Genomic DNA, 9,963 nt, shown 5'->3' with positions numbered 1-9,963 from the left:
GCTGGTTGCATACCCATGAAAGTTAGCGTCAATGGACTCGAAGGTATTTTTGGCAGAATTGATCATCAATCCAAAGACCAGCGATGTCATAACCACAAAAATGTTAGCTACCAGGCGAATCACTGTATTTGTGTCTTCGTCTCTATGGTGGGATGCCAGCTTTGGGTACCACTGCATCATGAGAAGCGAGGCGGCAACCAAGCACCCCAAAATAGCCACTGCGATCCAGAGAGAATTCATGCATCAAGGCCTCGATCAATCTGACTCAAGTCTTAAAAGATAGACCGTGGCCGACCGCTTTGGGTCCAGGCTGTGTGAAAACGCAAGTAAGTACGTCGAGTAGCGAAAGAAGCTGGTGCAGCCTGTAAGGATTTCCGGACCTTTGTAATAGCCTCGGTCGGCTACCACTGTCAGCGACTCAGCGCCGATCTCTTCGTCGGCCACTCGTGGCCATTGAGCGTGCATCAGGATCGGTAAAAGAGATTTGCTGATCTGGGCTGGCGTGAAGCTGCGTTTCAATGTCCTTGAGCTTCGTCATCTGCTGTTTCGGTTTTTCTATTTTTTCGCTCAGTCGTTCAACCTTGGCCTCGGCGACCTCGGGCGCTGCCCGAACCGCCGAATCCATCGCCGCAAGATAGCGGTCAATGCTCTGCTCGATCTGCTGCATGCGCGCCTTGATCTTGCCCTGGGTAAAGTTGCGGTCGCGGTTATTCACGGCTTTGAATTTGCTGCCGTCAATGGCGATGATCGACTGGGTGAAGAGATTGAGGTTGCGGCAAAGCACTACGAATTGCCGGCAGACGCTGCGAATGGCTTTACCGTTGTCTCGGCGAAAGTCGGCAATCGTTTTGAAGTCAGGAGCCAACCGGCCCGTTAACCACATCAGCTCGACATCGCGCTCTGCCTCGCGCTCAAGCCGACGGCTGGACTGAACCCGGTTGAGATAGCCGTAGATGTAGATTTTCAGCAGCACTGCTGGATGTTACGCCGGACGCCCCGTTGCCGCAGGATCCACACCCTCGAAACCGAGTGTTCCAAGGTCAAGTTCATCGACAAAAACATCGACTACCCGAACTGGGTTTTCTTCGGTGATGTAGTCGTCCAGGCACTCCGGCAGCAACGTGACTTGCGTCCGAGATTCACCTTCTATGAATCGCTTCATGATCGTCCCCGCCACGATCTCGACGATCAGAAGGTTAGAAAATCGCAGGCGTTTTCACACAGCCTGGACCCATAGCGAACGTTTGAATGCTCGGTGATTGCTTCGGTGCTTTTCAATGAGCATCATCGGGGTTCGACAAGGAGACGTCTCTATGCCCAAACCATTGCTGCATCTCATCTCAGGAAAAATTGCATCCGGTAAGTCAACGCTAGCCAAAAGCTTGGCAGTTGAAGGATCGACGGTTCTGCTGAGTGAGGATCATTGGCTCTCACGGCTATACCCTGAACAGATCAAGTCAGTAAACGACTATGTGCGTCTTGCGCACCAGATTCGGCAGGTGCTGGGCCCGCTCGTCATCGATATCCTTCGGGCTGGAGTGACTGTCGTTTTGGATTTTCCTGCAAATACTCCTCAAGATCGACTATGGCTGCGCAACCTGGCTGACGCAGCCGAGGTTTCACATTGCGTCCACTACATCGAGGTGGACGATGACACCTGTCGAGACAGGTTGCATCTTCGCAACCACCGTGGTGAGCATGAGTTTGCGGCGACTGACGCGGAGTTCGATCTGATCACTAGCTACTTTCGAGCGCCACATAAGGATGAAGGGCTTCAGATTAAAATTCACCGACATTGACGATCTCTAGTGCGGATTTGGGCCGCTACCGAACCAGAGCGCACCATCACCTTCGTCTATTAGCGACCTCAAGCAACGCCGCAACAATGAACGGCCCCTTTTTCTCCAGATACTCAGCCATACCGCCGATATTGGTGGCTTCCAGTTCAATCTTGAGGTCTTGATATCGCTTCCGAAGGGAGGCGTCGTTCCTGAGCAGATCTCTGAACGTCAGCATCTGAATGACTGAGTGGTGACCACGCCTGCAAATGTGAATCTTGTGGGTCCGCATCTCGCCAACATTGCGGCGATAGAAGTGGTGTCCTTCCGACAGGTCACTGCCGCGTACATAGCTCAGCGTCAGCAACACCTCGTCTCGCGCTGCCTCATTGCGATGCTCTGAAACCTCGACCAGCACATCGATCTCAGGCTTTGCTGCAAGTTGCGGTACAGCCGTGCTGCCTACATGGTGAATGGCGAGAAGCTCACCGCCTAATACCGAGGCGAGCAGCACTTTGACCGCCTCATACCGTTGCGGCCATGCAGAGTCGTAAGCCGTGATCTTGCTGGTCAGCGCCATGGGGCCTCCTTGGGCAAGTGAAAACGTTCTGATGCGCCTACTCCGCAGACACCTGCCGCCAATCAAGCGCGATCTGGCATCTAATGACCTTGCACAACCTGATCAGGCTGCGTGCCCATACTCGCGAGAAAAACATCGGTATCCCGATTGGTCCGCAGGCAGACCACGCGACAGCCCGACGGGGCCGTCGCCACGAATCGCTTTATCGCCTCCCGAGACGAGGTTTTCGTCCGCCACATGAACCTGAAAAACTCCGGAAGGTTGGCCAGCAACTCCGGGCAGTTGTCCGGCAAGTCAGGCCGGGATCGGCCGCGGTTCAACACCGTTCTGAGGAGCACGCGCCAGAATCGAAGCGGAGCCGAACGATCAATCCATATCAACATGTCTGCGCGGGCCAACCGGTTGTTCCATGTGGTCGAATGCCCGCCTTCGAAGATCCAGCGCTCACGGGCCTCGACCTCATGACAAAGACGCGTCTTCTCGTCCCGGCTCCGCTCGACCCACCCTGGCTGCCAATGAATCGTGTCGATGTGCACGACCGGCAAGCCTGTGCGCTCGCCAAGCTTGCGCGCCAGGGTACTTTTCCCAGCCCCTGGCTGACCAATGATCATCACCCGCTGCATTCAAGCTCCCTCTCGCCATGCCTGCTGAATTTTGGGCGCGCGATTCTACGACAATGGGCGACGCGGTCAACTGCAAGCGCACTCATGCTCTGGGCGTCCTTCGCAAGTCGGCAGCTGATCACTGCTCAAGTGGTGTAACTCATCATGGCGCTGGCCACTGAGTTCGCCGTTTGGGTGATCACGGCCGACAGCTTGGCTTGAGTATTATCCCTGACCGCCTCGAAAGCCTCCAATTGCATGTAGCGTCTTTGCATGCGCCACGCGTAGTTCTGCACGCGGATCGCCGCAGAGAGACTGCCTGGGGCCTGGTAGTCGGCCCTGTCAGCCGCAATTGAGCATGAAGGCCGTTGGTGTCACCAAAAGTCGGTATGGCGTTGGCAAGGGATACGGAAAACGGTGGTTCAGAGAACTGATGGGGGGTCATCCCACCGCTCGTAGATACGTTCAAAATCTGGTTGCATGAGTTCAACCCATACCCCCACGCTATAGGGCTCATCACGCTGAAATACGGGAAGAGGTAGCGTTGCCCGGACAAAGAATCGTTCGGCGGAAAACAAGCTCAATGTCATCGCTGGCGTGTTCCATTCCGCACTCATTGCAGATCATCTTAAAAGCTCCCGTTGCATCTACCGGTTTACTGCCTTGTACAACGTTAGGTACAATGGCCGCGGTTGCCAGCGACGGCTGGATCCATCTGGACACCTGTGGCCTGTGGCTACTGGAATGACGATTCTGATTCTGATCCAGATGAGAGAACACTGTGAGTCACTACGGAGCCGCTGTGCGGGCCGACTGGCTTCACTTTCTTAGAACTTTGGGCGTCGCCTGTGGCGGTCCAAAGAGCAACCCTTACCCGGGCAGAGCCCGGAGGATGGACAAATGCACGTACTGACTTTTAGCCAGGCTCGCGCCGAACTGAAGCAGACAATGGATGATGTTTGCCGGGACCATGAGCCCGCCGTAATCACGCGACAGCGTGGCGAACCCGTAGTAATGATGTCCCTGGAGGACTACAACGGGATGAACGAGACCATTCACCTGTTGGGATCGTCCAAAAACGCTTCGCGCTTGCGCTCATCCATCGCTCAGCTCCGGGACGGCCAGGCCTTGACGAAGGAACTGGACCTCAATGAGCAAGAACCAGAAGCAGCGGAACAAGGATGAAGCCCGCGACAAGGTAAGCGTGAAGTTCACCAAAGAGGGCTGGGAGGATTACTGTCACTGGCAGAGTGCCGACCTCACCATACTTGGCAACGTCAACCGCCTGATTGACGCGTGTCTACGCACCCCCTTCACGGGTATTGGCAAGCCTGAGCCGCTGAAAGGCGATTTATCTGGCTTGTGGTCCCGCCGCATCACCCGTGAGCACCGTCTGGTCTACTTCTTCGAGGCCGGTATGCTCACCGTTCTGCAATGCCGCTACCACTACGACGACTAAAGCACTGTACTGTGCTGTGCGCGAGCTGCCTCCCCCCCCCCCGTAAAAGGGGCGGTCGGTGAACGAAATCACGCGCGCGGTCGTTTGGCGCTTGGTGTCCAGTTCTTAGGGATAGGCTATCCGCAGGCTCATGCAGAGGCGCACTACCACGCTGCACGGGAATCGCCGTTCGTCTTGCCGCCCGGCAAGAATGGGGAGCACGTCAAGCAGACGTCGGACCTGCACCACCAGTGGCGGCCAATCCTGAAAGGTTTGGGCATCAGGTACCGCCCCCGTATAACTGCCGCCACACCTATGCGACAATATGCTCAATGTCTGGTCTCAACCCCGCATTTATCGCCCAACAGCTCGGGCAAGGCGTGCAGATGCTCTTATCGACTTATGCGCGCTGGATTAACTCGTCTAACGACTGGCAGGAGCTGGATAAGCTCCAATTTGGTCCGTAGCTGCGAAGAAGCCACGTAAGTTATTGATAGGTAAGCTCCTTGATCTCCACCGCTAACATCACCATGCAGTTCGGCTCCAAGCCGCTGTTCGAAAACGTTTCCGTCAAATTCAACAACGGCAACCGCTACGGCCTGATCGGCGCCAACGGTTGCGGCAAGTCGACCTTCATGAAAATCCTCGGCGGTGACCTGGAGCCGTCCGCAGGCCAGGTCATGCTTGAGCCGAACACCCGCCTGGGCAAGCTGCGCCAGGACCAGTTCGCCTACGAGGAATTCACCGTGATCGACACGGTGATCATGGGCCACGGCCAGCTGTGGAAAGTCAAAGCCGAGCGTGACCGTATCTACTCGCTGCCGGAAATGACCGAAGAAGACGGCATGGCCGTCGCCGAGCTGGAAACCGAATTCGCCGAAATGGACGGCTACACCGCCGAGTCGCGCGCCGGTGAACTGCTGCTGGGCCTGGGTATTCCGCTGGACCAGCACTTCGGCCCGATGAGCGAAGTGGCACCGGGCTGGAAGCTGCGTGTCCTCCTGGCCCAGGCGCTGTTCTCGGACCCGGACGTGCTGCTGCTCGACGAACCGACCAACCACCTGGACATCAACACCATCCGCTGGCTGGAAACGATCCTCACGGCGCGTAACAGCACCATGATCATCATTTCCCACGACCGGCACTTCCTCAACAGCGTCTGCACCCACATGGCTGACCTGGATTACGGTGAGCTGCGCCTGTTCCCGGGCAACTATGACGAGTACATGACCGCAGCCACCCAGTCGCGTGAGCAGCTGCTGTCGGACAACGCCAAGAAGAAAGCCCAGATCGCCGAGCTGCAGACCTTTGTCAGCCGCTTCTCGGCCAACGCCTCCAAAGCCAAGCAGGCCACTTCTCGTGCCAAGCAGATCGACAAGATCCAGCTGGCCGAGGTCAAGCCGTCCAGCCGCGTCAGCCCGTTCATTCGCTTCGAACAGACGAAAAAACTGCACCGCCAGGCCGTGGTCGTCGAAAAAATGGCCAAAGCCTTCGACGACAAGGTGCTGTTCAAGAACTTCGACATCACCGTCGAAGCGGGCGAGCGCGTTGCGATCATCGGCCCCAACGGTATTGGCAAGACCACCCTGCTGCGCACCCTGGTCGGCGAGATGACCCCGGATGCCGGCTCGGTAAAGTGGACCGACAGCGCCGAAGTGGGCTACTACGCCCAGGACCACGCCCACGACTTCGAAGACGACATGAGCCTGTTCGACTGGATGGGCCAGTGGACCTCTGGCGAGCAGGTGATCCGCGGCACCCTGGGGCGCATGCTGTTCTCCAACGACGAAATCCTCAAGTCGGTGAAGGTGATTTCCGGTGGTGAACAAGGTCGCATGCTGTTCGGCAAGCTGATCCTGCAGAAACCGAACGTGCTGGTGATGGACGAGCCGACCAACCACCTGGACATGGAATCGATCGAAGCGCTGAACCTGGCGCTGGAAAACTACCCGGGCACCCTGCTGTTCGTCAGCCACGACCGCGAGTTCGTGTCGTCGCTGGCCACGCGCATCATCGAGCTGTCGGCCGATGGTGTGGTGGACTTCAGCGGTACTTACGATGACTACCTGCGTAGCCAGGGTGTGCTGGTCTGATTGAAGGCCAAGGCCTGGCTACCTTGTGTGGCTGGGCCTCTTCGCGGGCTTGCCCGCGAAGCCCCCCTCCCACCGACTGACACTGCCCGACGAATAATTCGTTAGCCTGCTTTCTTTTCCTTTGCGCAACGGCCATGATGGGACCACGCCCAACCGCCCGCCCGCGAAAGAGCCCATGACCGCGCAACAACCTGCCCCCGCCAGTCACACGCTGCACATCACCCTGCAGATCCTGTCGATCGTTTTCTATACCTTCATTGCCTTCCTCTGCATCGGCCTGCCGATTGCGGTGCTGCCCAGCTATGTGCACGACCAGCTCGGCTTTGGCGCAGTGATCGCCGGTGTAACCATTGGCCTGCAGTACCTGGCCACGCTGCTGAGCCGCCCGTTTGCAGGCAAGGTGGCGGACACCTTGGGAGGGAAACAGGCCATCCGCTTTGGCTTGCTGGGGATTGCCGGTTGCGGGGTGTTGACGTTGCTGTCAGCCTGGACCCTCACCTTACCGCTGCTGAGCCTGGCACTGCTGCTCGGTGGACGTTTGCTGCTGGGCATCGCCCAAGGGCTGATCGGTGTGGCCACTTTGAGCTGGGGCATCAGCCAGGTCGGCCCCGAACACACTGCCAGGGTGATCTCGTGGAACGGCATCGCCTCCTATGGCGCGATTGCCATCGGTGCGCCGATCGGCGTGCTGGCCGTGGACGGGCTGGACTTCAGCGTACTGGGGCCGGCTTTGCTGGTGCTGGCAACCCTTGCCCTGCTGGTGCTTCGCAAGCGCCCCGACGTGGTCGTGGTGCGCGGCGAGCGCCTGCCCTTCTGGTCGGCGTTCGGCCGGGTTGCCCCGTGTGGCCTGGGTTTGACCCTGGCCTCGATCGGCTACGGCACCTTGACCACCTTCGTCACCCTGTACTACCTCGAGCGCGGCTGGGCCGGTGCGGCCTGGTGCCTGAGTGCGTTTGGTGTGTGCTTCATCATTTCGCGGCTGCTGTTCGTCAACGCGGTCAACCGCTTTGGTGGCTACAACGTGGCGGTCGCCTGCATGGCCACCGAAGTGCTGGGCCTGGGCCTTCTGTGGCTGGCGCCCTCGCCGCCCTGGGCGCTGGTTGGTGCCGGGCTGACCGGTTTCGGGCTGTCGCTGGTGTACCCGGCATTGGGCGTGGAGGCGATCAAGCACGTCCCCAGCAGCAGCCGCGGCGCAGGGCTGGGTGCCTATGCTGTGTTCTTCGACATGGCCTTGGCCATTGCCGGCCCGGTGATGGGCGCCGTGGCGGTACACCTGGGGTATGCCTCGATCTTCTGCGTGGCGGCCCTGCTCGCCTTGGCCGGCGTCGGCCTAACGTTGTGGCTGGCGCGGCGCGCCCGCCGTAGCTGAACGCTCAGCCGGCGCTGGCGCGCCCAGCGCCTGGCTGAAGAACGCTGCCGTTTCTCGCTGCAGCGAATGATGGATATGCCGGCGGTCGACGCCGTCGGCGTCCTTGCACAGCGCCGGCATTCGCGCGTACTGCTCGGCATCGCAGTGGGCCATGAACACGAAATGCCCGGCACCGGCCAACAGGCGGTAGTCCGGTGTGACCGGCAGTTTGCGGGCCAGGGCCTCAGCATTACGGTCTACGGCCACAAGCTGATCGCTGTCGCCACTGTAGATCAGTGCGGGAACCTGCACCCCGGTCAGCGCATGGCGCCCGAACAACAGGCTCAGCGGCGCCATCAACATGACCGCCCCCACTCGCGGGTCGGTCTCGGGCGCCAGTTCGCTACGGTCGGCAATCAGGATGCCGTGGGTCTTGCAGGCGTCTGTGTCATGCGGGCGCTCCAGGCAGTACTGACGCAGACGGTCCAGGTCGGGGCGTGCGCCAGACAGGATCAACGCAGTTTCTCCGCCGGCCGAGTAGCCAATCACGCCCACCTTGCCTTCACTCAGATAAGGCCCGACCACTGCATCATCACGCGCTGCGGTGATCGCCGCGCTGACTTGCAGCGGCCGCCCATAAAGATTGCTCAGGGTGCCAAGGCGACTGTGGTCGCGCACGTTGTCCCCCGGGTGCACCACCGCCACCACCACGAACCCTTGCCGCGCCAGCGACGTGGCCAGGTAATGCAAGGCCAATGGGCTGCCCGTATTGCCGTGAGACAGCACCAGCAACGGGAATCGCCCCATGGCGACGGGCGCCTCTTCGGCCACGTCGACGGGATACCCGTCTATACGGCTGATACGGGTTTTGCCAACGGCCGGGTAGAACGCCAGCGCTTGCATCGGGCGGCTATCGACCGGGTCGGTCAAGGTCATAAGGTGCAGGCCGGCAACCCACGGCGCGGCCTCGGCGCGGGCCAACAGGCCGCCGAGCAGGACCAGCGCCAACACGCAGCGTGCAAGGGTCATCGGCCAGCGGTTCCTTGCAGGACGAAGGGATAACCCAGCATAAAACCGGCCGGCGTTGTGCCGGATGAAAACTGGATGAAACCGCCGTCATGCAAGCTGCGCCTGCACCCTGTGCATTTGCGCATTGCGTCGAACCCATGGCATAGATGCAGGTCAACGTTTTCACGTGACCGTTTTCGCGCCTTTGAAGGAGATTCATGCATGAGCAAGCCTGCCTACGTGCCACCCAAAGTCTGGCGCAACGACGCAGCCTCCGGCGGCCAGTTCGCCAGCATCAACCGCCCGGTCGCCGGCCCGACTCACGACAAGGACCTGCCGCTGGGCAAACACCCGCTGCAGCTGTATTCCCTGGCTACGCCCAACGGCGTCAAGGTCACCATTGCCCTTGAAGAGCTGCTTGCCCTGGACCACGCCGGTGCCGAATACGATGCCTGGCTGATCCGCATCGGCGAGGGTGATCAGTTTTCCAGTGGCTTCGTCCAGGTCAACCCCAACTCGAAGATTCCCGCCCTGCTCGACCGCAGCGTGGAGCCGCCGGTGCGGGTGTTCGAATCAGGTTCGATCCTGCTGTACCTGGCAGAAAAATTTGGAGCGTTGCTGCCTAAATCGCCGGCTGCGCGCACCGAATGCCTGAACTGGTTGTTCTGGCAGATGGGTGCGGCGCCTTACCTGGGCGGTGGTTTTGGCCACTTCTACGTGTATGCACCGGAAAAGTTCGAGTACGCCATCAACCGCTTCACCATGGAGGCCAAGCGTCAGCTGGACGTACTTGATCGTCGCTTGGCCGAAAGCCGTTATCTGGGCGGCGAGGCATACAGTATTGCTGATATTGCCGTGTGGCCGTGGTATGGCCAGCTGGTACGCGGCAACCTGTATGACGCGGCGCAGTTCCTGGCGGTTGACGAGTACCCGAACGTACAGCGCTGGGCCGAGGACATCGCCCAGCGCCCTGCTGTGCAGCGCGGTACACGCGTGAACCGTACCTGGGGAGATGAACACAGCCAGGTGCCGGAGCGCCATAGCGCCGCCGACCTGGAAGGTTGACGCAGACCGTGTGGGAGCGGCCCTTTGACAACAAAAGGCCGCCCCCACAAT

The 9,963-nt window shown here is 59.6% G+C and carries 10 protein-coding genes and 3 pseudogenes; 7 read left to right on the top strand and 6 right to left on the bottom strand.

Annotated elements, in window-relative coordinates; genetic code table 11:
* Nucleotides 1–240: pseudogene (locus tag BJQ17_RS31910) on the bottom strand (hypothetical protein); the annotation flags it as partial.
* 126 nt (nucleotides 241–366) lie between these two features.
* Nucleotides 367–1,162: pseudogene (locus BJQ17_RS23185) on the bottom strand (transposase); the annotation flags it as partial.
* A 151-nt stretch (nucleotides 1,163–1,313) separates the two neighbouring features.
* On the opposite strand from BJQ17_RS23185, the gene BJQ17_RS23180 reads away from it, so the two are divergent.
* Entirely contained in the window at nucleotides 1,314–1,799 is a 486-nt protein-coding gene (locus BJQ17_RS23180; protein WP_070096707.1) for an ATP-binding protein, read from the top strand.
* A gap of 46 nt (nucleotides 1,800–1,845) precedes the next feature.
* On the opposite strand, the gene BJQ17_RS23175 is transcribed toward BJQ17_RS23180, so the two are convergent.
* The 3 genes from BJQ17_RS23175 to BJQ17_RS32635 form a co-directional block, all read right to left on the bottom strand.
* A complete protein-coding gene (locus tag BJQ17_RS23175; protein WP_070096706.1) occupies nucleotides 1,846–2,358 on the bottom strand; it encodes a GrpB family protein in 513 nt (170 codons plus the stop codon).
* Nucleotides 2,359–2,438: 80 nt separating this feature from the next.
* Nucleotides 2,439–2,981, bottom strand: a complete 543-nt coding sequence (locus tag BJQ17_RS23170; protein ID WP_028697204.1) for an AAA family ATPase — start codon at nucleotides 2,979–2,981, stop codon at nucleotides 2,439–2,441.
* Nucleotides 2,982–3,382: 401 nt separating this feature from the next.
* Complete coding sequence (locus BJQ17_RS32635; protein WP_375135885.1) at nucleotides 3,383–3,550, bottom strand: DUF2199 domain-containing protein; 168 nt, start codon at nucleotides 3,548–3,550, stop codon at nucleotides 3,383–3,385.
* A gap of 310 nt (nucleotides 3,551–3,860) precedes the next feature.
* Here BJQ17_RS32635 and BJQ17_RS23165 point away from each other — a divergent pair, with 310 nt between their 5' ends.
* The 5 genes and pseudogenes from BJQ17_RS23165 to BJQ17_RS23150 all read left to right on the top strand — a co-directional run bounded on the left by BJQ17_RS23165 (nucleotide 3,861) and on the right by BJQ17_RS23150 (nucleotide 7,860).
* Nucleotides 3,861–4,145, top strand: a complete 285-nt coding sequence (locus BJQ17_RS23165; protein WP_070096705.1) for a type II toxin-antitoxin system Phd/YefM family antitoxin — start codon at nucleotides 3,861–3,863, stop codon at nucleotides 4,143–4,145.
* Nucleotides 4,111–4,419, top strand: coding sequence for a Txe/YoeB family addiction module toxin (locus tag BJQ17_RS23160; protein WP_070096704.1), 309 nt, complete (start codon nucleotides 4,111–4,113; stop codon nucleotides 4,417–4,419). The genes BJQ17_RS23165 and BJQ17_RS23160 overlap by 35 nt, the downstream gene beginning before the upstream one ends.
* Nucleotides 4,420–4,578: 159 nt before the next feature.
* A pseudogene (locus BJQ17_RS32235) lies at nucleotides 4,579–4,865 on the top strand (site-specific integrase); the annotation flags it as partial.
* Nucleotides 4,866–4,904: 39 nt separating this feature from the next.
* Complete coding sequence (locus BJQ17_RS23155; protein ID WP_003248141.1) at nucleotides 4,905–6,491, top strand: ABC-F family ATPase; 1,587 nt, start codon at nucleotides 4,905–4,907, stop codon at nucleotides 6,489–6,491.
* A 175-nt stretch (nucleotides 6,492–6,666) separates the two neighbouring features.
* On the top strand, nucleotides 6,667–7,860 hold the full coding sequence (locus tag BJQ17_RS23150; RefSeq protein ID WP_070096703.1) for an MFS transporter: 1,194 nt from the start codon (nucleotides 6,667–6,669) through the stop codon (nucleotides 7,858–7,860).
* Here the strand turns inward: BJQ17_RS23150 and BJQ17_RS23145 are convergent.
* Nucleotides 7,822–8,868, bottom strand: coding sequence for a dienelactone hydrolase (locus BJQ17_RS23145; protein ID WP_070096702.1), 1,047 nt, complete (start codon nucleotides 8,866–8,868; stop codon nucleotides 7,822–7,824). The genes BJQ17_RS23150 and BJQ17_RS23145 overlap by 39 nt on opposite strands.
* 201 nt (nucleotides 8,869–9,069) lie before the next feature.
* Here BJQ17_RS23145 and yghU point away from each other — a divergent pair, with 201 nt between their 5' ends.
* Nucleotides 9,070–9,912 (top strand): glutathione-dependent disulfide-bond oxidoreductase, encoded by an 843-nt coding sequence (gene yghU, locus BJQ17_RS23140; RefSeq protein ID WP_070096701.1) that lies wholly within the window; start codon nucleotides 9,070–9,072, stop codon nucleotides 9,910–9,912.
* Nucleotides 9,913–9,963: the final 51 nt, after the last annotated feature.

Source organism: Pseudomonas sp. NBRC 111139 (assembly GCF_001753955.1).
In the GTDB taxonomy this organism is placed as follows: domain Bacteria; phylum Pseudomonadota; class Gammaproteobacteria; order Pseudomonadales; family Pseudomonadaceae; genus Aquipseudomonas; species Aquipseudomonas alloputida.
Note: the sequence above shows the minus strand (reverse complement) of the source record. Positions and strands in the feature narration are given on the sequence as shown.

Bases quoted from the DNA above. Each gene is read 5' to 3' on its own strand.
- BJQ17_RS23180 (WP_070096707.1), top strand. From the start codon at position 1,314: ATGCCCAAACCATTGCTGCATCTCATCTCAGGAAAAATTGCATCCGGT.
- BJQ17_RS23175 (WP_070096706.1), bottom strand. From the start codon at position 2,358: ATGGCGCTGACCAGCAAGATCACGGCTTACGACTCTGCATGGCCGCAA.
- BJQ17_RS23170 (WP_028697204.1), bottom strand. From the start codon at position 2,981: ATGCAGCGGGTGATGATCATTGGTCAGCCAGGGGCTGGGAAAAGTACC.
- BJQ17_RS32635 (WP_375135885.1), bottom strand. From the start codon at position 3,550: ATGACATTGAGCTTGTTTTCCGCCGAACGATTCTTTGTCCGGGCAACG.
- BJQ17_RS23165 (WP_070096705.1), top strand. From the start codon at position 3,861: ATGCACGTACTGACTTTTAGCCAGGCTCGCGCCGAACTGAAGCAGACA.
- BJQ17_RS23160 (WP_070096704.1), top strand. From the start codon at position 4,111: ATGAGCAAGAACCAGAAGCAGCGGAACAAGGATGAAGCCCGCGACAAG.
- BJQ17_RS23150 (WP_070096703.1), top strand. From the start codon at position 6,667: ATGACCGCGCAACAACCTGCCCCCGCCAGTCACACGCTGCACATCACC.
- BJQ17_RS23145 (WP_070096702.1), bottom strand. From the start codon at position 8,868: ATGACCCTTGCACGCTGCGTGTTGGCGCTGGTCCTGCTCGGCGGCCTG.
- yghU (WP_070096701.1), top strand. From the start codon at position 9,070: ATGAGCAAGCCTGCCTACGTGCCACCCAAAGTCTGGCGCAACGACGCA.